Raw genomic sequence first — 20,121 nt, 5'->3', positions numbered from 1 at the left:
GTTGCCGGTGAGGATGCGGCGGCGTCGGGCGGTCCTGCAGCCAGGGCGCGCGGCTCGCTGCGGGATGTGATGACGGTTTACCAGCGAATCGTGTCCGTCGTAGCGGCCTCGGAGCCGTTGCGGTCGGGGGGACATGTGCGATGCCTTGGAGATCGTGACTCAGGCTCGGGCCGTCGAGGCGGCGCGGTCCAAGTTCCAGCTTCTGGTCGCCAATGGGACACAAGCCTGTACCCTGCCTCCGCCCCATGGGCCCAGCCTCGAACCAGGAGAGCCGACCTCCCCGGGACAACCAGCAGCCCGGCCACCAACCTCGCCTACAGGTGGATTTGGGAAGAGTCTTCACACGCTCAGCTTCATCTCCGGCAACCGTTCCGGCTGAGGGGCGATGATGGACATGCAGGCCGAGCACGACCATCCCCGCTCTGCATCAGACCTGCTCAACCATCCCAAAACAAGATCATTCCTGGGGACTTTTCAGCTCTGTCTGAGGGACTTCCGAGGGACTTTCCGCTGCGTAATACGGCAAGGCCCCGAAAGATCGGAAAGGACCTCCGACGCAGGTCAGAGGCCCTTTCCAAGGCAAAACCGCAGGTGGCGGCAGACGAGTCGGGCTGTACGCCGGGTTCTGTCGCCCGGCCGCCTCGCGGCGGCCGGGGAGACGGCCATCCATCTAGGGCCGGCGTTGCCGCCGGCCTCGTGCGGTCTACCCGCGGACTCGGGCGGGCAGCCCTCGAACGTCCGCGCAGGGCCGCTTTTTACGGCGGCCCCTCTTGACCTTGCTCCGGGTGGGGTTTACCTAGCTGCCCAGGTCACCCTGGGCACTGGTGGTCTCTTACACCACCGTTTCACCCTTACCGAGGACCGAGGTCCCCGGCGGTTTGTTTTCTGTGGCACTGTCCCGCGGGTCACCCCGGGTGGCCGTTAGCCATCACCCTGCCCTGTGGAGCCCGGACGTTCCTCGGGAAGTTCCCCGTCAGGGGGACTCCACGCGGCCGTCCGCCCGGCTCGTCTGCCGTGTGGACCATGCTACCGGGCGCCCGCCGGTCCTCGGCCCCGATGGCCTCGACGACGCCGTCGCCAGGAACGAGCCCGCCAGGATCAGGGCGAAGGACGCCAGGATGCCCGGCGTGAGGCGCTCGTCCAGGAACAGCGCGCCCGCCGCCACCGCCACCGCCGGGTTGACGTACGTGAAGACCGTCGCCCGGGTCGGGCCCACCTCTCGGATCAGCTCCAGGAACGCCACGAAGGCCAGGGCCGTGCAGATCACTCCCAGGGCGGCCAGGGAGATCAGGGCCGGGGTCGACGGGAGGGTGGACGGGCGGGTCAGGGCCGCCGCGGGGGCGTAGACGACCGCCGCCAGGAGCAGCACCGGGGCTATCAGCTGCAGCGTCGGGACCTGCTTCAGGTGGCGGGCCATGATCAGGGGAGCGGTCGCGTAGCCGATCACCGTGATCAGGACCTCCGTGAGGGAGAGGACGTTTCCGCCGGTCAGGTGGGGGATCGTGAGGACCGCCACGCCTCCCAGGCCCAGGGCCAGGCCCGTCATCCGGCGGGCTCCCAGCCGTTCCGTGTCGCCGAAGAAACGGGCAAGGAGCACGCTCACGATCGGGACTCCCGCGATCAGGAGGCCGGCCGTGGAGCTGGAGAGGTGGCGTTCGGCGTCGGTCAGGGTCCACCAGGGGCCGATGACCTCGATCACGGCGAACGCGAGCATCGGGCGCCAGTGCTGTCGGACCACGCGGGTCAGGTCTCCCTGGCGGATCGCGAAGGGGAGCAGGAGGGCCGCGCCCAGGGCACAGCGTACGAAGACGACCATGGACGGGGAGACCTCGTCCACAGCCACTTTGATCATCAGATAGGGAATGCCCCAGAGGACTCCCATCAGGGAGAAGAGGAACCAGCCGCGTGCAGTCATGCGGTGAGTCTCGGGCAGGTCAGCGGTGTGCGTCTTGAACGCTGTTGCGGTACGCCGCCGGGGTGACCCCCAGTACCTTCCTGAACCACCGCGTCATGTGCGCCTGGTCCGCGAAGCCCACCTGCCCCGCCACGTCCGCCGGGCGGGCGCCCGCCTCCAGCAGGCCTCGGGCCCGGCTCACCCGGTGCTGGGCCAGCCACGCGTACGGGGGCATGCCCATCGTCGTACGGAAGGCTCGCAGGAGTTGGTAGCGGGAGAGGCCCAGGTCGGTGGCCAGGTCGGCGAGGGAGGGCGGGGAGAGGAGTTCGTCCGCCAGGCGGTCGCGTACGGCGTGGGCGATCTTGTCGGCGCCGGGGAGTCTGTCGGAGGTGAGACGGGACGTCGAGTGCCGGCGGGCCAGGGCCGTGAGCAGCCAGGGGAGGCGGGACTCGGACTCCAGCGGGTCGGGGCAGGTGCTCAGCTCGGTGTGGGCGGTGCGCAGGGCGGCGGCGAGTTCGGGGTCGTGCAGGAGGGGGTCGCGGAAGTGCGGGGTGCCGCCGAGGATGCCGTCGGTGAGGAGTGCGGGGGCCGGGTAGAGGGCGCGGTAGGCGTAGGTGCCGAACGCCGATTCGCCGGTGTGGACCTCGCCGGGGGCCAGGACGACGATCGAGCCCTCCCCCACCGTGAGGGCGCCGCCCCGGTAGTCGATGCACGAGGCGCCCTGGACACAGATGCCGATGCTGAATTCCTCGTGGGTGTGCGGGGCGTAGCGGTGGCGGTCGAAGCGGGCGGTGAGGAGGTCCAAGGGGTGATCGGGGCGGCCGAGGGTGGTGCGGGTCCACCGGGTCTCACCGCGTGAGCTCACCTCGACCTCCCCCGTCGTCGGCCCCCAGGCTACGCCGGGCAGGGTCAGAGGAAGGTCAGAGGAAGTCCGAGGTCTCCAGGTCGAAGGCGAACGGCTCGGGGAGGGCAAGCGGCTTGCCGAAGGGGACGGTGCAGTGCTGGCGGTAGTCGTCCTCTCGCGGATCGCTGAGTAGTGTCACCTCGGAGGTGTCACGGTCGACGAGCAGATAGAGCGGGACACCGCCGCGGGCGTAGCAGCGGCGCTTGACCTCACGCTCGGCCTTGGGCCTGGTGGAGGTCACCTCCAGCACCATGGAGACGCCCTGGCAGGGCATCCATGAGTCCGCACCCCGGTAGAGCCGCAGAGTCCGGGCAGCGAACGTACCGTCCGGGATCACGTGGTCCCTCGGGCACCCTTCCGCCTTCCCCAGCTTCAGCCCTTTGTTCCCGGAGAACTGCATGTCGGTCCGGGACCGCCTGTACACCTGCTGCACGATCAGCTCGATGTAGTCCTCGTGATCCCCGTCCGGCGGCGGTGTCACAACGATCTCCCCCTCGATCAGCTCCGCCCGGAATCCCTCCGGGGTGTCCAGGGCGAGAAAGCCCTCCAGCAGGACGTCTTCCTGCGAGAGCGGCTCGTGGGCCATGGCACTCATGTCACGCCCCTCCTTCTTCGGTCGCTCGCCAGACTGGGACATCGGCTGATCACCTGGCCCTGAGATCGGGAACCGTTCCCTCGATCGTGGCACATGATCTCGGTCACCGTCAGTCGCCGAGCCCCGACCCCGGCGACTGACGGTGACCGGGCCCGTCGCTTGACCCTGCCGCAGCGTCAACGTTTCTACTGGTCGTATGCGGATCGGAGAACTCGCCGCGGCCGTCGGTGTCACGCCGCGTGCCGTGCGGCACTACCACCACCTCGGCCTGTTGCCGGAGCCGGAACGGCGGGCCAACGGGTACCGGGACTACACGTTGCGGCACATGGTCGTGCTCGCGCGGATCCGGCGGCTGACGGAGCTGGGGCTCGGGCTGGCCGAGGTACGGGACGTGCTGGCGGACGACGCCGGGCGTGAACTCGTCGAGGTGTTGGGCGAGTTGGACGAGGATCTGGCCCGGCAGGAGGACGAGATCCGGGAGCGACGGGGGCGGTTGCGCGTCCTGATGGAGGAAGCACGTGCCGGGCGGCTGCCTGCCGAGGGGCCCGTTTCACCTGAACTCGCCGCCCTCTTCGGCAAGTTCGGGCACGCGCCGCACTCTCCGATGGCCACCAAGGACCGAGAGGTGTTCGCCCTCCTGGAGACCACCGCGACACCCGAGGTACGGGCGGAGATGCTCGCGGGCCTGGAGAGCATGATGTCGGTTCCGGGCGCGGTGGAGCGGGCGCACGAGGCGTACGCGCTGCTCGACGCCCTCGCCGACGCCGAGCCCGACGATCCCCGGGTGGCGGAGGCCGCCCGCGTCCTGGCCGGCCTCATCCCGCCGGAGATGGTCCCGCAGGACACCGGCATCGATCTCGACAACAGCGGGGACGACGGCGGCACCGTCAGCTTCCTGCGCGCCTTCTACGCCGACTTCGCCCCCGCCCAGGCGGAGGCCATCCGCCGCACGCTCCGGACACTGAGGGAGGACCGCCCGTGAGGACGATCGGGACCGGCGAGAGGGGTGGCGGTGGCGCCTACAGGGTCGCCCGCTCCCTCGTGCGCCATGAACTCCTGCTGCTGGCAAGCCTGTTGCGCTGGGTGGCGCGGCGGCCGCACGGTGTCGGGGAGGAGGGTGCGCGGGCGTACGGGTACGCCCGGGGGCAGGGCGCCATGATGTTCGGGTTCGGCTTCGTGTGTGTCGTCGAGACCGTGACCATGTCCGTCCTGCTGCGCGGCTTCCCGCTCGCGCACTCGGTCTTCCTCGTCCTCGACCTCTATACGGTCCTCATCGTCGCCGGGCTCCACGCCGCCTCCGTGACCCGGCCCCACGTCCTCACCGGCACCACCCTGCGGCTGCGGCGCTTCGCCACCGTGGATCTGCGCGTCCCGCTGGGCGCCATCGCCTCCGTCCGTCGTGAGCTGCGTACGACGCACGAGAAACGGGACGGGGAGCTCAACATGGAGATCGGGTCGCAGACCACCGTCACCATGGAACTGGCCGAGCCCGTCGCCTACTTGACCTTCTTCGGCCGTCGTAGGGAAGTACGCCTGGTGCGTTTCCACGCCGACGAGTCCGATCAACTCATGCGGGAGATAAGAAAGTTCACTCCGCAACGAAACGCACCTTCGCCGCTCCCGGCTCGGCCTGCGTGAGCCGTACCCGCAGCCGCTCCCCCAGCGGCAGTCGGCCGCCGGGGGTTCCCGCCAGTCGGCCGACGACCGCCGGGGACGCCAACTGCACGATCCCGACCGCTGGTCGGTCTTCCTCCACGTCCACCACGCTCCCCTCGAACACCTCCCCGACCCGGTCCTTCAGCAGCGCCGCCTCGACGAGGTCCACGCACTCGCGCTCCACGCGGCCGGCCCGCCGGGTGCCCTCGGCCATCTCGTCGGGGAGGGCGTCGAAGGCGGCCAGCACCCAGTCGGGGGTGGGGGTGCCGGCTGCCGCCGCGAGGCAGATCTCCGAGGAGTAGCGGTCGACGAGGCGGCGCAAGGGGGCCGTGCAGTGGGCGTAGGGGGCGGCGACGGCGGAGTGCGTGGTGATGTCGGGGAGGTCGCCGTCGCGGAAGGGTGTGTAGTGCGCGCCGCGCAGCAGGGTCGTGCACTCCAGGAGGAAGGCGGCGTGACGGGGGTCGTGCGGGTCGAGGGAACGGACGAGGTGCGCGTACGAGACGTGGTGCGGCCAGTCGATGCGCAGGGCGTCGGCCGTACGACGGAGGCGGCCCACCGCGCCGTCCGGGGCGGCCGGGAGCGTGCGCAGGACGCCGGTGCCGTGGGCCAGCATCAGGTCGGCCGCGGCCATGCCGGTGAGGAGGGAGATCTGGGCGTTCCAGCGTTCGGCGGGGAGCGGGGCGCGGTACGTCAACTCGTAGGTGACATCGGCCGCTTGGTGGGCGGAGGTGTCGGCGATGGCCGCGGCTGCGGCTCGGTCGGCGGGGGCGGCGCGCTCGATGATCTCCTGTTCGGGGACGGCGAGGGAGATGCCGCCGCGTTCGATCTCCAGGTGCTCGCGCAGCTGTCCGATCTCCCGGAGCAGGGCGAGGGGTTCCTCCGCGGTACCCTCGTCGATCTTCTTCTGTGCGTCGGCGTAGCTCAGCTTGGCCCGGCTGCGGACCAGGGCACGGCGGACGTCGACGGTCTCGGTACGGCCGTCCGCGTCCAGGTCCAGGGTCCACAGGACCGCCGGGCAGATGTGGCCGGGCAGCAGGCTGGCGGCGCCCTCGGAGAGGCAGGCGGGGTGCAGGGGGACCTTGTCGTCGGGGAAGTAGAGCGTCGTCACCCGGCGGTGGGCCTCGGCGTCGAGTGCGCCACCGGGGGTGACGAAGGCGGCGACGTCGGCGATGGCGTAGCGGACGCGGTAGCCGCCGGTCCCCGGACCCGTACCTGAGGCCGAGCCCGGCCTGCGCGACAGGTGCATCGCCTGGTCGAGGTCGGTGGCGGTGGGCGGGTCGATGGTGAAGAGGGGGAGGTCCGTGGCGTCGTACGACGGCAGGCGCGGTGATTTCGCGGCGTGCTCGGCCTCGACGAGGACCTGGAGGGGGAAGGCGCCGGGGACATCGAGTTCCGCGCGGAGTGCGCGCAGGGCCGCCCGCACGGGAGCCTCGGGGGCGCCCTTGAGGCGGAGATGGCGGCGGGGCATGGGACGAGCGTAGGGCGGGGTGGGCCGGGTGGCATCCCGACGGCAGGTGTTTCCCGGCCGGGGTTGCTTCACAGCGGCAGGCGTCCCGGCCGGGGTCGCTTCACAGCAGCAGGCTTCCCGACCGGGATCGCTTTTCGACGGCAGCAGGCTCCCCGGCCGGGGTAGCTTCACGGCGGCAGGTGGCATCCCCACGGGAGGCGTCGTCCGCACGGCAGGCGGACGGGGCGCCGTCGGTCGGTCCCGCACCCCGTACGCTGTCGCGGAGCCCCGCGAACAAGGAGTACCCGTGCTCGTCCTGCTGCCCCCGTCCGAAGGCAAGGCACCCTCCTCGGGTGGCGCTCCCCTGAAGCTGGAGGGGTTGTCACTGCCGGCGCTCACCGGGGCGCGGGAGGCGGTCATCGGTGAGCTGGTGGAGTTGTGCGCCGGTGACGAGGACAAGGCGCGTGAGGTGCTCGGGCTGAGCGAGGGGCTGCGCGGTGAGGTCGCCAAGAACGCGGAGCTGCTGACGGCGGGCACCCGGCCGGCCGGGCAGGTCTACACCGGTGTGCTCTACGACGCCCTCGACCTGGCCACCCTGGAGACCGCCGCCAAGCAGCGCGCGGCGCGTTCGCTGCTGGTCTTCTCGGGGCTCTGGGGCGCGGTCCGGGTGACGGACCGGATCCCCTCCTACCGTTGCTCGATGGGCGTGAAGCTCCCAGGTCTGGGCGCGCTCGGCACGCACTGGCGTACGCCGATGGCGACGGCGCTGCCCGAGGCCGCCGGCGACGGGCTCGTCCTCGACCTGCGGTCCTCGGCGTACACGGCGGCGTGGAAGCCGAAGGGCGAGGTGGCCGGGCGGACCGCGACCGTACGGGTGCTGCACGCGCCCACACGGAAGGTGGTCAGCCACTTCAACAAGGCGACCAAGGGCCGCATCATACGGAGCCTGCTGTCCGCCGGCATCGCCCCCAAGGGCCCGGCGGAGCTGGTGGAGGCGCTGCGGGACCTCGGATACGTGGTGGAGGTGGAGCCTCCGGCAGGAGCTGGGCGGGCGTGGACCTTGGATGTGCTGGTGGACGAGGTCCACTGACCCGCCACCCCCTCACCCCCTCACCCCCTCACCCCCTCACCCCCTCACCCCCTCACCCCTCACCCCCTCACCCCTCACCCCCTCACCCCCTCACCCCATTGCAACATGCGCAACGCGCGTTGTGCATGCTGTTCACCCCGGGCAGGATGACGGCATGTCCTCATCCCCGTCCCCGTCCTCGCGCGTCTCCGTTCTCGACCTGGCGCCCGTCCTGCCCGTGGTCGTCGTCGACGATCCCGCCGATGCCGTGCCGCTCGCGCGGGCGCTGGTCGCGGGCGGGTTGCCGGCGATCGAGGTGACCCTGCGGACGCCGGGCGCGCTGGATGCCGTACGGGCGATCTCGGCGGAGGTTCCGGGAGCGGTGGTCGGCGTGGGTACCGTCATCACCCCCACGCACGTGACCGACTCCGTCGCGGCGGGCGGGCGCTTCCTGGTCAGCCCGGGGTGGACGGACATGCTGCTGCGGGCGATGCGGGAGTCCGGGCTGCCGTTCCTGCCCGGGGTCTCGACCGCGTCGGAGGTCGTGGCGCTCCTCGAACGCGGGGTGCGGGAGATGAAGTTCTTCCCGGCCGAGGCGGCGGGCGGTACGGCGTATCTGAAGTCGCTCGCCGGGCCACTGCCGCACGCGCGCTTCTGTCCGACCGGCGGGGTCGGGCCGGTCAACGCGCCGGAGTACCTCGCCCTCCCCAACGTCGGCTGTGTGGGCGGTACCTGGATGCTGCCGGCCGATGCCGTGGCCGCGCGGGACTGGGCCCGGATCGAGGCGCTGGCGCGGGAGGCGGCGGGCCTGGGTGACCGTCGTTCAGCGCAGGTGTGACGTGTCGTTGAGGAGGCGGAGCGTGGCGTTGCCGTCGGCGTAGTACGCCAGGGCCGACAGGGATGCCGCCGACAGTTCCATACGGAACAGGGACTCCGGGGGCGCACCGAGGGCCAGGCGTACGAGGGTCTTGATCGGGGTGACGTGCGTGACGAGCAGGACCGTGCGGCCCCGGTGCGCCGCGACCAGGGCGTCCCTGGTGGCGGCGACGCGCCGGGCTACGGCCGCGAAGCTCTCTCCGCCGCCGGTGGGTTCGGCGTCCGGGGAGGCCAGCCAGGCGTCCATGTCGTCCGGGTAGCGCTCCCGCACCTCGCCGAAGCTGAGGCCCTCCCACGCGCCGAAGTCCGTCTCCCGCAGCCCGTCCTCGACGGTGACCCGCAGCCCGAGCCGGGCCGCGACGATCGCCGCCGTCTCCCGGCAGCGGGCCAGCGGCGACGACACGACCTCCTGGATCGTGCCGCGAGCGGCGAGGGCCGTGGCGACCCGCTCGGCCTGGTACCGGCCGACCTCGGAGAGGGACGGGTCCGAACCACCGCTCCCCGAGAACCGCTTCTGGGGAGTGAGGGGCGTCTCGCCGTGGCGGAGCAGCACGAACGTTGCGGGCGTGCCGAGGTCGGGGGCGCCGGAGGCTACGTTCTTGGCGGCGCGGAGGTCGGCGGCATTTCCGGCGGCGCGGAGGTCGGCGGCGTTCTTGGCGGCGGTCCGAGTCCCGCTCGTGGCAACGGTCTCGGCTTCAGCCGTGCCCCCGGCATCAGCCGCGTCGTCGGCTTCAGCCGCACCCTCGGCATCAGCCGCGCCCTCGGCTACGGGAGCGCCGGGCGCAGAGGAAGCCTTTGGAGCCGAGGGAGCCGAGGGAGCCGAGGGAGCCGGGGGAGCCGGGGAAGCCGAGGGAGCCGAGCGGGAAGCACCCGACGAGGGGGCGTCGGCTGGAACGCCCCGGCCCCCCGCCAGCGCCGCCCTCGCCCTCGCCGCACCCGCGGCCGCGTCCCCGGGCGGCCCCGCCGGGTCGGGCGCAGCGGTGGCCGCGGCGGAGCGTGCCGCGCGCGTGTCCAGGTCCGCCGTGGACGCGGCGGCCGACCACTGTTCGCCGCGCTTGCCCGCGTCCATGGCCTCGTTGGCCAGGCGGTCGGCGTGCTTGTTCTGGTCGCGCGGGATCCACTCGTACGTCACACGGCCGGGCGGGAAGATACGCGCGGCCTCGGCGGCCAGCGGCTTCATGGCGGGGTGTTTGATCTTCCAGCGGCCCGACATCTGCTCGACGACGAGCTTGGAGTCCATACGGACCCGGACGGAGGCCTCCGGGTCGAGCTCCCGCGCCGCCTTCAGGCCCGCGATGAGGCCCCGGTACTCGGCGACGTTGTTCGTGGCGACCCCGATGTACTCGGCGGCCTCGACCAGCGCCTCGCCCGTCACCGCGTCGAGGACGACGGAGCCGTAGCCGGCGGGCCCCGGGTTGCCCCGGGAACCGCCGTCGGCCTCGACGATGAACTCCCGCACGCCGAAAGCCCCTTGCCGCCTCTAGAGGCCCGACTCGGACGTACGCACCAGGATGCGGCCGCAGTTCTCGCAGCGGACGACCGTGTCGGGCGAGGCCTTGCGGACGTCGTTGAAGTCGGTGATCGACAGCTCCTGGCGGCAGCCCTGGCAGGTGCGCTGGTACAGCCTGGCCGCGCCGATGCCGCCCTGCTGGTCGCGCAGCTTGTCGTAGAGCTTGAGGAGGTCCGCGGGGACCGAGGCGGAGATGACCTCACGCTCCTTCGTCACCGTCGCCACCTCGCCGTCGATCTCCTCGAACGCGGCGTCCCGGCGCGCGGTCGCGTCGTCGATCTTCCCCTGGACGGCACCGACCCGCTCGGTCAGCTCGGCGACCCGCTCCTGCACGGACTCCCGGCGCTCCATGACCTCCAGGACGATGTCCTCCAGGTCGCCCTGCCGCTTGGCGAGCGAGGCGATCTCGCGCTGCAGGTTCTCCAGGTCCTTCGGGGAGGAGACGGCACCCGAGTCCAGGCGCTGCTGGTCGCGGACGGCGCGCTGGCGCACCTGGTCCACGTCCTGCTCGGCCTTGGTCTGCTCGCGGGCGGTGTCGCTCTCCTCGGTCTGCGCGGCCACGAGCAGGTCGCGCAGCTGGGTGTGGTCCTTCGTCAGCGATTCGATCTCGGCGTGCTCGGGCAGCGACCTGCGCTTGTGCGCGAGCTGCTGGAGGCGTACGTCCAGGGCCTGGACGTCGAGGAGTCGGATCTGGTCGGCGGGCGCGGCGTTCAGTTGGGGGCTCCCAGTGTTTCGGTGGCGGTGGAGGACGCCGCGTGGGCGGTCCAGGGGTCGGTGACCGTCTGGGAGACGTGGACGCGCAGGTCCCATCCCTCCCGGTCGGAGATCTCGTCGAGCTGGGCGGCGGCCAGCTCGCACCAGGGCCATTCGGTGGCCCAGTGCGCGGCATCGAGCAGCGCGAGAGGTGTGTGGGCGGCTTCCGTGGTGCGGGCGACCGCCTCGGAGGCCGGGTGGTGGCGCAGGTCCGCCGTGAGGAAGGCGTCGACGCCGGCCGCGCGTACGTCGTCGAAGAGGCTGTCGCCGGAGCCGCCGCTGACGGCGACCGTGCGGACGAGCGCCTCGGGATCGCCGGCGACCCGGATGCCCTGCGCGGTGGCGGGCAGCCGCTCGGCGGCCCGCGCGGCCAGTTCCCGTACGGTCAACGGATGGTCCAGCTCGCAGACGCGGCCGAGACCGCGCCGCCCGGCGGGGTCGGCGGGGTCGGGTACGAGGGGGCCGACGACCCGGAGGTCCAGCGCGCCGGCGAGGGCGTCGCTGACACCCGGGTCGGCGGTGTCGGCGTTGGTGTGGGCGACGTGCAGCGCGATGTCGTGCTTGATGAGGGTGTGCACGACGCGGCCCTTGAAGGTGGAGGCCGCGACCGTCGTCGTACCGCGCAGATAGAGGGGGTGGTGGGTCACCAGCAGGTCGGCGCCCAGCTTCACCGCTTCCTCGACGATCTCCTGGACCGGGTCGACGGCGAACAGCACGCGGCCGATCTCCTGGTCGGGGTCGCCGCAGACCGTGCCGACCGCGTCCCACCCCTCGGCCCTCTCGGGCGGCCAGAGGGCGTCGAGCGCGGCGATGACTTCAGACAGACGGGGCACGCACAAAGGCTACCCGCACTGCTCCGGTCCCCGACCGGCCCCGGGTCACTTGACCAGCGACCTCGCGACCAGCACATCCGTCGCCGTTCCCTCAGGCGAATCGCCGGACGAGCACCCTTATGTGTGAAGGGGGTGCGGGTTGTCCCACGTCTGTGCGTACGAAAACTACCTTCGTCGCCGGAGGTGATCGAACGATGACGGCCTGTACACCCCCCTCCCCCACCACGGGCCACGGGAACGACGCGGGACGGGAGAGCGACGGGAAGAACGCCGGCCCGGGAAGCGGAGAGAGCGGCGGCGACGGCTCGGACAGGTACGACACCAGGGGCGGCGGCCCGGGCGGAGGCGATGTGATCGACGAGCCCGCGCCGCCCGGCTGTGTGATCACCGCCGACGGGACGTACGCGGCACGGCTCGCGCTCGACGGCGAGTCCTGGTTCCCCGAGCGCTGGACCCTCGACGGCCACGAGCCGTACGCCGTCCCCCTGCCCGGCAACCAGCCCGAGGAGCCCGGCACCGAAGTGCTCCCCCTGACCGACGGCCGGGTCCTCATCCACCGGGTGGCCGCCGACCTGCATCTGTTCTCGCTCCTCTATCCCACCGGACCCGGCACCGGCGAACTCCCGCTCGGCGCGGTCGAATGCCCCGACCCGACGACCCGGATGCGGCTGCTGCCGCCCTCGCCGTGCGGGGAGCGGGCCTACGCCCTCGCCCTGAGTCCGAACGCGACGGCGGTGTGGCTGGTGGCAGGCGGAACGTTCGGGCCGGAGCTGCTGGCGCAGGTGCCGGGCCGCTGCTCGGGCGGCGTCTGGCTGGACGCGGCGGGCCGGCTGCTCGCCCTGGACCAGGAGTCGGGCGGCCGGACGAAGTCGGTGGTCGTCGATCTGGAGGAGGGCGGCGCGGTCTCGCCGCTGTTGCAGATCGCGGACGACAGCAACGACCGGGTGCTGCTCGCCGACCCCGACAGCGGACTGCTCCTGATCCGCTCGGACGCGCCCTCCCCCGGCCACGACCGGGTCGGCTGGGGCGTGTTGGGCAGTACGCTCCCGGTCCGCTTCCCGGAGTGCCTGCGGGTGCCCGAGGGCCATCGCATCACCCCGTTCGCCATCCAGCCGGGCCAGATCCTCACCCCCGAGAGCTGCGCGGTCGCGTTGCGCGTCGACGGCCCGCGCGGCAGCTGGGTCGGCGTCTGGCGCCCGGCCGCCCGCCGGCTCCTCCATCTTCCCGCGCCGGAGGGCTGGTTGGCGGGGGCCGGGCTGTGGAGCCGAGAGGGCGTGCTGCACCTGCCGTACGCGACGGGGGTGGTGCGGTGCGGGGTGGCTCGGGTGGGGGTGCCCTGGGCGGAGGAGCCGGAGGAGGTTCCGGAGGAGTCCCGGGAGGGGGTCGGGGACGGGGCGGGGGTGGCCGGGGCGGGGGCACCGCGTCCCGGTTCCGGACCGTCGGGGGCGGGACCGTCGGGGGCGGGACCGTCAGGGGCGGGACCGTCAGGGGCGGGACCGTCAGGGGCGGGACCGTCAGGGGCGGGAACCTCGGGTGACTTCCCGTCGGATGCCGTGTCGGCCGGAGCACAGTCGGCCGATACGCAGTCGGCCGGTGCACAGTCGGCCGGTGCACAGTCGGCCGGTGCGCCGACGGCCGGCGGGGAGCCGGCCGTGCCGGTCGCCGCCCGGCCCGTGCCCTTGCAGCAGGCGCCGTTGGAGGGGCGCGTGCCCGAGGAGGTGACCGTCGGGTGAAGGTGATGTGGGGGCCGCGGGCCAAGTGGACGGGGTGCGGGCGACACGCGCTCGGGCGGCTTCGGGGCGAGCGGGGCGGCCCGTTAAAATCACCCGCCGATAAGAAGATCATTCGACGGGGAACACTTCCAATGAGCGACGTGCACACCACCCAGCCGCCCACTGCCGACCCTCACGAGGCGGAAGGCCACGGCAGGCACCGGGGTCAGATCTCGGCCCACGAAGCCGAGAAGACGAGCCCTCGCGGACGCCACCGCAAGCCGGCCGAACACACGGAGGCGACGACGTCCGCCTGAACGGCGACGCGACTCCCTCCCGGTCATCTCTGGAGAAACGTCAATTCGACACCGGAACCGACCACACGACGGCGTCGGCCCCGCCCGTCACCCACGGGCGGGGCCGACCCTGTTCGGGACACGGAGCCTGCCAGTCCGGACCTCCCCGTCCGCGCGTCGTTCCGTCCCCGTCAAGGCCGCGGTGGCTGAGCGGTCGGCCCATGCCGCAGTCCCAGCACCTCCGCCGCCGCGAACGTCTCGCCCTCCGGTCGGTCCAGGTAGTACGGCGTCAGCAGGCCGTCCAGCTCGTCGTACGTGAACGCCTCCTGCTTGGTGTCGAACTTGGCCTGCACGCGCGGGCGTTCGACGATCGCCACCATCCCGCCGTGCACGACGAAGAGCTGGCCGTTCACCTGGGCGGCGGCGGGCGAGGCAAGGTAGCCCACGAGGGGGGCGACGTGTTCGGGGGCCAGCGGGTCCAGGCCCGCATCGGTGCCGTCGGGCGCCCCCGGCAGACCCGCGAAGACGTCCTCGGTCATCCGGGTGCGGGCGCGCGGGCAGATGACGTTCGCGGTGACGCCGTACTTGGCGAGGGCCAGGGCCGTGGAGGTGGTCAGCCCGACGATCCCGCCCTTCGCGGCGGCATAGTTGGGCTGGCCTGCGGACCCGGCGAGGAAGGCCTCGGAGGAGGTGTTCACCACCCGCCCGTACACCGGCCCGCCCTCCCCCGACTTCGCCCGTGCCCGCCAGTGGGCGGAGGCGAACCGGATCGTGTTGAAGTGCCCCTTGAGGTGCACCCGGACGACCGAGTCCCACTCGTCCTCGGACATGGAGAAGACCATCCGGTCGCGCAGGATGCCCGCGTTGTTGACGAGGATGTCGAGCTTGCCGAACCGGGCCACCGCCGACTCGACCAGTTCCCGGGCCTGTTCGTGGTCGGCGACGTCCCCGATGTGCGCCACCGCCTGACCGCCGGCCGCGCGGATCGACGCCACGACCTCCTCTGCGGGCCCGGTGGACACCTCGCCGGAACCGTCCCGTCCCGGCCGACCGTAGTCGTTGACGACGACGGCCGCGCCCAGACGGGCCAGTTCCCACGCCTCGGCCCGGCCGAGCCCACGTCCCGCGCCGGTGACGATCGCGGACAGTCCTTCAAGGGGCAGTGCCACTTCCGAGTCCCTTCCGCCGAAGCCGATTCAATCGCCGGCCGGAGTCATGCGCCGGGCGGTCGAAGCCGCTTCGCCCGGCTCCGTGACCGACGCACTCCGTGACCGACGCACTCCCGAGACCGACGCACTCCCGAGACCGTCAGATCTCGATACAGGTGCGGAGCGACACGCCCGTCCGCATCTGGTCCAGCGCCTCGTTGATGTCGGTGAGCGGCACACGGTGGGTGATCAGCCCCGCGAGGTCGATGCGGCCGGCGCGCCAGAGGGCGATGGCCCGCTCGTAGGAGCGCAGGACGTCTCCGCCGCCGTACATGGAGGGCAGGATCCGTTTCTCGTCGAAGAACAGCTCGAACATGCTGAGCTGGAGGAAGTCGTCCAGTGCGCCCGCGCCGACCACGACGAGGGTGCCGCCGCGCCGGGTGGCCTCGTAGGCGGTGCGGGCGGTGGCCGAGCGTCCGACGACCTCGAAGACGTAGTCGAATCCCTCGCCGCCGGTGACGGACTGCTTGGCGTCGGCCAGCTCCTCCGGCGAGATCGCCTTGGTGGCCCCGAACTTGAGCGCGGCCTCGCGTCGTGAGACCACCGGGTCGACGGCGACGATCTCGGCGGCACCCTTGAGCCGGGCCCCCTGGATCGCGGAGATGCCGACGCCGCCGCAGCCGATGACCGCGACCGACGAACCGGCCTCCACATCAGCGGTGTTGAGGGCGGCGCCGAGCCCGGTGGTGACGCCGCAGCCGATGAGGGCGGCGATGTCGAAGGGCACGTCGTCCGGTATCGGCACGGCACAGCCCGCGTCGACGACGACCTCCTCGGCGAACGTACCGGTGCCCGCGAAGCCGAAGACGTCCCCGGCGGGCCGTTTGAAGTTGGGCGTGCCGGCGTTGAGGAACCCGGCGAGGCAGAGGTGCGTCTGGCCGCGCTTGCAGGCGGGACAGGCGCCGCAGGCCGGCAGCCAGCACACGACGACCCGGTCGCCGGGCTTCAAGTGGCCCACGCCGTCTCCGACTTCGACTATCTCGCCGGCGCCCTCGTGCCCGGGGACGAACGGTCCGGGCTGCGGCAGCACCCCGGCCATGGCGGACAGGTCCGAGTGGCACAGCCCGGTGGCCCGCACCCGGATCCTCACCCTGCCCGGCCCGAAGCCCACCGCCTCGACGTCGTCGAGCACGTCCAGCTTGTCCTGGCCGATCTCGTGCAGTACGGCTGCGCGCATGGTGCAGCTCCCCTCAGGAGTACCTGTGATCTGCTGATTCGCTGCTCATGCGTGTTCGACGAGCGTGTCCGCGAGGGCGGGGGCGTCGTCGCGCTCGACGGCGGTCACCGTCACCCGCACCGCGTGGTCGTCCGTCCGCCACATCCGGATGCGGAGGGTCTCCCCCGGGAAGACGACGCCCGCGAAGCGCGTCCCGTACGAGCGGACCCGGCCGACGTCCCCGCCGAGGACCGTGTCCACCACGGCCTTCAACGTCATCCCGTAGGTGCACAGCCCGTGCAGGATCGGCCGGTCGAACCCGGCGCGCGCCGCGAACCGCGGGTCGGCGTGCAGCGGGTTCCAGTCGCCGGAGAGGCGATAGAGCAGCGCCTGGTCCTCGCGGACGGTCCGCTCCACCTCCTTGTCGGGCGCGGTCGTCGGCGGTTCCTGCCGGGCGGACGGGCCACGCTCACCGCCCCAGCCGCCCTCTCCCCGTACGAAGATCTGCGCCTCGTTGACCCACAGCGGGCCCTCGGCGTCGGCGACCTCGGTCCGCATCACGAGGACGGCCGCCTTGCCCTTGTCGTACACCGCCGCCACGCGTGAGGTCGCCGTCGCCCGCCCCTCCACCGGGATCGGCCGTCGGAGCTCGACGCGCTGGCCGCCGTGCAGGACCTTGGCGAGGTCGACATCGACACCGGGTGCGTTCAGGCCGCCGATCACCTCCGGTGAGCCGGCGCCCGCGACGGTCGCGAAGCTCGGCAGGACGTGCAACCGCGACTCCAGCGTGTAGCGCAGTTCGTCGGGGTCGGTCGCGGGGATGCCCGCGCCGATACCGAGGTGGTAGAGCAGGACGTCCTTCCGTGTCCACGCGATCTCGGCGGAACGGGGGTCTGCCGCGAGCGCCTTGGCTGCGTCGATGGGCATGGGGCTCCTGGGCGGTCCGGGGCGGATGGCCTGGGCTGAGGAACCTCGGTACGACCGTCCGCACCAGCGGCCGCACCGAGGTCGTCACGGCCGACCCGGAACCCGCCCACCTAGAACGCGTTCCAGTCCGGCGACCCTCTGTATAGCCCAGCCTCGTGCACAAGTGAAGACTCCTGACAGTACGTCAGATCGAGTCGGCGGGAGAGGGGGACGGAGGGGCACCGGGGGCTCACCCCGTCACCTTCGCCGACTCGCACTCGACCCCCTCCGGCGCCGGCGCCACGAACCGGCTCGCCCGGGCTCCCTCGGGGCGGACGATGCGCGGGTTGCGCAGGTCCGCGCGCCAGCCGCCGCCCCCGTCCCGCTCGACGTCGACGTCGACGAAGGCGCCGTCGAATTCGGACCAGGTGACGCGCACTTCCTGGACACCCGGGGCGACCGGGCCGACGACCCGGCGCTTCGAGGTGCCCCCTGCACCCCCGTCGCCGGTGGGCAGCACCGTCGCGAACACCTCCAGGTCCGTGCCGGAGAGCAGGTCCGCCTCGCCGTCGAGCAGCGCGTCCGCCCTGCCCGGGAAGCTCTGGAACCCTTCGCCCTGAGCGTCCCTGGCCTGCTTCCGATCCCCCATGAGCACCTCCCAGATGCCTTTGACAGTCCATGGGGGCCCGAATCCGTTGCCTCGACCCGCGCGGACATCACGAGCCCGACGACCCACCCTGACGCACTGTCACTTCCCCATGAGCAGGTCAAGATTTCATTAGTCACCCGAAACAACGGAATAGTTGCCCAGGCGCACGAGGTTCAGATGGCACGCACCCCACCCGGCCAGGAGGCCCCGCTCCATGACACCGCACACACCGCCGACCGTTGAACGGCCCACCACACGCGCCGGCGGAGCGCTCGTCCCGGTGCTGGCCTTCGCGGGAATCGTGGTCGCGGTGATGCAGACCCTGCTGGTCCCGGTGATCAAGGATCTCCCCCAGCTGCTGGACACCTCTGCCGGCAACGCGACCTGGGTCATGACGTCGACCCTCCTCTCCGGCGCCGTGTCCACGCCGATCATGGGCCGTCTCGGTGACCTCTACGGCAAGCGCCGTATGCTCCTCGTCAGCCTGGCCGTGATGGTGGTCGGGACGCTGATCAGCGCTTTCACCAGCGCGCTCGTGCCGATGATCGTCGGCCGTACCTTGCAGGGCTTCGCCATGGGCGCGATCCCGCTGGGCATCGGCCTGATGCGCGACGCGCTCCCCCGCGAACGCCTCGGCTCCGCCATGGCCCTGATGAGCTCCTCCATAGGCGTGGGCGGCGGACTCGCGCTGCCGCTGGCCGCCGCGGTCGCCCAGAACACCGACTGGCACATCCTCTTCTTCGGCGCCGCCGGCCTCGGTGCGCTCGCCATCGTCCTCACCCTCGTCGCCGTACCGGAGACGAAGACGCGCGCGGAGGGCACCTTCGACCACCTCGGCGCGGTCGGCCTCGCCCTCGGCCTCGTCCTCTTCCTCCTGCCGATCACCAAGGGCGGTGACTGGGGCTGGACCTCATCGACCACGCTCGGACTGTTCACCGCGTCCGCCGTGGTCCTGCTGCTCTGGGGTGTCCTGGAGCTGCGTATCCCCGCGCCGCTGGTGGATCTGCGGACCACCGCCCGCCGTGAGGTCCTGCTCACCAACCTCGCCTCGATCATGGTCGGCGTCTCCTTCTACGTCGTCTCCCTGGTCCTGCCCCAGCTCCTGCAACTGCCCTCCGCCACCGGTTACGGGCTCGGACAGTCGATGGTCGTCGCGGGTCTGTGCGTGGCCCCGCTCGGGCTGACGATGATGTTCACGGCGCCGCTCTACGCCCGGATCTCCGCCAAGTACGGGCCCAGGAGCACCCTCATCCTGGGCCTGCTGATCATCGCGATCGGCTACGGGGCCGGACTCGGCCTGATGAGCGCCGCGTGGCAGACCGTGGTGGTGTCGGCAGTGCTCGGCGCGGGTATCGGCCTCGCCTACTCCTCGCTCCCGGCGCTGATCATCGGCGCGGTCGACCCGTCCGAGACGGGAGCGGCCAACGGTCTCAACACGCTCATGCGCTCCATCGGTACGTCCATGTCGAGCGCCGTCATCGGCATGGTGCTGGCGAACACCGCGAACGAGGTCGGCGGGGTCGCGATCCCCACCATGCACGGCTTCCGCGTCTCCTTCCTCATCGCCACGGGCGCGGTCGCCGTCGGTCTCCTGCTGGCTCTCTTCCTCCCGAGCCGTCGTCCGAACACGGGCCCGACGCTGCGTGCGAGCAGCACGGACGGGCTGACGGGCGAGGCCGCGAAGACCGTCGCGGCCCCCAGGGAGAACACGACAGCCACCGCCCACTGAGCCGCCGCCCACGCGCCACGCAGGCGGAACGGCAGGCGAGCGCGCGGACGGAGAGACGGAGGGCCCGACGGGCAGACGGGCGGGCGGAACCGCATGGCAGCATGGGGCGCCCCCAGTGGCGTGCGGGTCGGAGGGCCCGGGCTGTGGGGGTCAGTGCGTACGAACTACACGGAGGACCCATGTCCGCGGCACCGAACTCGCACCCGGCCGTGTCGGCCCCCAAGCCGGAGATCCTTGAGGCCTTCGAGAAGGCCAAGGGGTTCATGCCGCTCGGGGAAGGGCTGGCGTTGTACGCGGCGGCGGTCGAGGCGGGGCGGCTAGGGCTGCCGTTGCTGGAGGTGGGGACGTACTGCGGCCGGTCGACGATCCTGTTGGCGGACGCCGCCCGTGCGGCGGGGGTCACGGCGATCACGGTCGACCACCACCGGGGCAGCGAGGAGCAGCAGCCGGGCTGGGAGTACCACGACGAGTCCACCGTCGACCCCGAGGTGGGCCGCATGGACACGCTCCCCACCTTCCGCCGCACCCTCCACAAGGCGGGCCTGGAGGACCACGTCGTCGCGGTCGTCGGCCGTTCCCCGCAGGTCGCCGCGTTCTGGGGCACCCCCCTGGCGTTCGTGTTCATCGACGGCGGCCACACGGACGAGCACGCCACCGCCGACTACGAGGGCTGGGCCCCGCACATCGCCCCGGACGGTCTCCTCGTCATCCACGACGTTTTCCCCGACCCCGAGGACGAGTTCACCGGCCAGGCCCCGTACCGCGTCTACCTCCGCGCCCTGGCCTCCGGCGCCTTCACGGAGGTCTCGGCCACGGACTCCCTACGGGTGCTGCGGCGGACGGGGACCGGAGCGACGACGAGGACCGGAACGACGACGGGAGCCGGGACGACGACGGGGACCGGGTCGGGGAGCTGACCCGCACCGGT

18 protein-coding genes, 1 other RNA gene and 1 pseudogene are annotated in these 20,121 nt (G+C 72.0%); 8 read left to right on the top strand and 12 right to left on the bottom strand.

The window, feature by feature from the left end:
* Window positions 1–598: 598 nt before the first annotated feature.
* From rnpB to K1J60_RS31990, 4 genes and pseudogenes are all read right to left on the bottom strand, one after another.
* Window positions 599–1,008, bottom strand: an RNA gene (rnpB, locus tag K1J60_RS32010) — RNase P RNA component class A.
* Between the two features lie 127 nt (window positions 1,009–1,135).
* A pseudogene (locus K1J60_RS47225) lies at window positions 1,136–1,852 on the bottom strand (DMT family transporter); the annotation flags it as partial.
* Window positions 1,853–1,934: 82 nt separating this feature from the next.
* Window positions 1,935–2,759, bottom strand: coding sequence for a helix-turn-helix domain-containing protein (locus tag K1J60_RS31995; RefSeq protein WP_220649238.1), 825 nt, complete (start codon window positions 2,757–2,759; stop codon window positions 1,935–1,937).
* A 55-nt stretch (window positions 2,760–2,814) separates the two neighbouring features.
* A complete protein-coding gene (locus tag K1J60_RS31990; protein WP_220649237.1) occupies window positions 2,815–3,393 on the bottom strand; it encodes a Uma2 family endonuclease in 579 nt (192 codons plus the stop codon).
* 196 nt (window positions 3,394–3,589) lie between these two features.
* Between K1J60_RS31990 and K1J60_RS31985 the strand changes: the two genes are divergently transcribed.
* Together K1J60_RS31985 and K1J60_RS31980 are read left to right on the top strand one after the other, a co-directional pair.
* Window positions 3,590–4,375, top strand: a complete 786-nt coding sequence (locus K1J60_RS31985) for a MerR family transcriptional regulator (protein ID WP_220649236.1) — start codon at window positions 3,590–3,592, stop codon at window positions 4,373–4,375.
* The gene (locus K1J60_RS31980) at window positions 4,372–5,031 is read left to right on the top strand and encodes a hypothetical protein (protein WP_259408020.1); all 660 of its coding nucleotides are present in this window, start codon (window positions 4,372–4,374) and stop codon (window positions 5,029–5,031) included. The genes K1J60_RS31985 and K1J60_RS31980 overlap by 4 nt, the downstream gene beginning before the upstream one ends.
* Here the strand turns inward: K1J60_RS31980 and K1J60_RS31975 are convergent.
* A complete protein-coding gene (locus K1J60_RS31975) occupies window positions 4,982–6,517 on the bottom strand; it encodes an RNB domain-containing ribonuclease (RefSeq protein ID WP_220649235.1) in 1,536 nt (511 codons plus the stop codon). The genes K1J60_RS31980 and K1J60_RS31975 overlap by 50 nt on opposite strands.
* A 286-nt stretch (window positions 6,518–6,803) precedes the next feature.
* Here K1J60_RS31975 and yaaA point away from each other — a divergent pair, with 286 nt between their 5' ends.
* Window positions 6,804–7,586: a peroxide stress protein YaaA gene (yaaA, locus tag K1J60_RS31970; protein ID WP_220649234.1), complete on the top strand. Its 783-nt coding sequence runs from the start codon at window positions 6,804–6,806 to the stop codon at window positions 7,584–7,586.
* Between the two features lie 154 nt (window positions 7,587–7,740).
* Entirely contained in the window at window positions 7,741–8,403 is a 663-nt protein-coding gene (gene eda / locus K1J60_RS31965; protein ID WP_220649233.1) for a bifunctional 4-hydroxy-2-oxoglutarate aldolase/2-dehydro-3-deoxy-phosphogluconate aldolase, read from the top strand.
* On the opposite strand, the gene K1J60_RS31960 is transcribed toward eda, so the two are convergent.
* The 3 genes from K1J60_RS31960 to K1J60_RS31950 are packed head-to-tail and all read right to left on the bottom strand — an operon-like array spanning window position 8,389 to window position 11,537.
* Window positions 8,389–9,900: a bifunctional RNase H/acid phosphatase gene (locus K1J60_RS31960; protein WP_220649232.1), complete on the bottom strand. Its 1,512-nt coding sequence runs from the start codon at window positions 9,898–9,900 to the stop codon at window positions 8,389–8,391. The two genes, eda and K1J60_RS31960, sit on opposite strands and share 15 nt — an antisense overlap.
* 21 nt (window positions 9,901–9,921) lie before the next feature.
* Window positions 9,922–10,665 (bottom strand): zinc ribbon domain-containing protein, encoded by a 744-nt coding sequence (locus tag K1J60_RS31955; RefSeq protein ID WP_220651798.1) that lies wholly within the window; start codon window positions 10,663–10,665, stop codon window positions 9,922–9,924.
* Entirely contained in the window at window positions 10,662–11,537 is an 876-nt protein-coding gene (locus K1J60_RS31950; RefSeq protein ID WP_220649231.1) for a Nif3-like dinuclear metal center hexameric protein, read from the bottom strand. Before K1J60_RS31950 ends, K1J60_RS31955 begins: the two co-directional genes overlap by 4 nt.
* A 194-nt stretch (window positions 11,538–11,731) precedes the next feature.
* Here K1J60_RS31950 and K1J60_RS46220 point away from each other — a divergent pair, with 194 nt between their 5' ends.
* Together K1J60_RS46220 and K1J60_RS31940 are read left to right on the top strand one after the other, a co-directional pair.
* Window positions 11,732–13,270: a hypothetical protein gene (locus K1J60_RS46220; protein WP_259408019.1), complete on the top strand. Its 1,539-nt coding sequence runs from the start codon at window positions 11,732–11,734 to the stop codon at window positions 13,268–13,270.
* A gap of 131 nt (window positions 13,271–13,401) precedes the next feature.
* Entirely contained in the window at window positions 13,402–13,566 is a 165-nt protein-coding gene (locus K1J60_RS31940) for a hypothetical protein (protein WP_192829657.1), read from the top strand.
* Between the two features lie 170 nt (window positions 13,567–13,736).
* Here K1J60_RS31940 and K1J60_RS31935 read toward each other — a convergent pair whose 3' ends face one another.
* The 4 genes from K1J60_RS31935 to K1J60_RS31920 form a co-directional block, all read right to left on the bottom strand.
* Complete coding sequence (locus K1J60_RS31935) at window positions 13,737–14,714, bottom strand: 3-oxoacyl-ACP reductase (RefSeq protein WP_220649230.1); 978 nt, start codon at window positions 14,712–14,714, stop codon at window positions 13,737–13,739.
* Between the two features lie 139 nt (window positions 14,715–14,853).
* Window positions 14,854–15,930, bottom strand: a complete 1,077-nt coding sequence (locus tag K1J60_RS31930; RefSeq protein ID WP_220649229.1) for a Zn-dependent alcohol dehydrogenase — start codon at window positions 15,928–15,930, stop codon at window positions 14,854–14,856.
* 45 nt (window positions 15,931–15,975) lie between these two features.
* The gene (locus tag K1J60_RS31925) at window positions 15,976–16,836 is read right to left on the bottom strand and encodes a MaoC/PaaZ C-terminal domain-containing protein (RefSeq protein WP_220649228.1); all 861 of its coding nucleotides are present in this window, start codon (window positions 16,834–16,836) and stop codon (window positions 15,976–15,978) included.
* 229 nt (window positions 16,837–17,065) lie between these two features.
* Window positions 17,066–17,464, bottom strand: a complete 399-nt coding sequence (locus K1J60_RS31920) for a hypothetical protein (protein WP_220649227.1) — start codon at window positions 17,462–17,464, stop codon at window positions 17,066–17,068.
* A gap of 214 nt (window positions 17,465–17,678) precedes the next feature.
* On the opposite strand from K1J60_RS31920, the gene K1J60_RS31915 reads away from it, so the two are divergent.
* Window positions 17,679–19,193, top strand: coding sequence for an MFS transporter (locus tag K1J60_RS31915; protein ID WP_259408018.1), 1,515 nt, complete (start codon window positions 17,679–17,681; stop codon window positions 19,191–19,193).
* A gap of 179 nt (window positions 19,194–19,372) precedes the next feature.
* Window positions 19,373–20,110, top strand: coding sequence for a class I SAM-dependent methyltransferase (locus tag K1J60_RS31910; protein ID WP_259408017.1), 738 nt, complete (start codon window positions 19,373–19,375; stop codon window positions 20,108–20,110).
* Window positions 20,111–20,121 lie beyond the last annotated feature (11 nt).

Origin of the sequence: Streptomyces akebiae, from assembly GCF_019599145.1 — a bacterium.
Classification (GTDB): domain Bacteria; phylum Actinomycetota; class Actinomycetes; order Streptomycetales; family Streptomycetaceae; genus Streptomyces; species Streptomyces akebiae.
The sequence above is the reverse complement of the archived record's forward strand: the minus strand, read 5'-3'. Positions and strand labels throughout refer to the sequence as shown.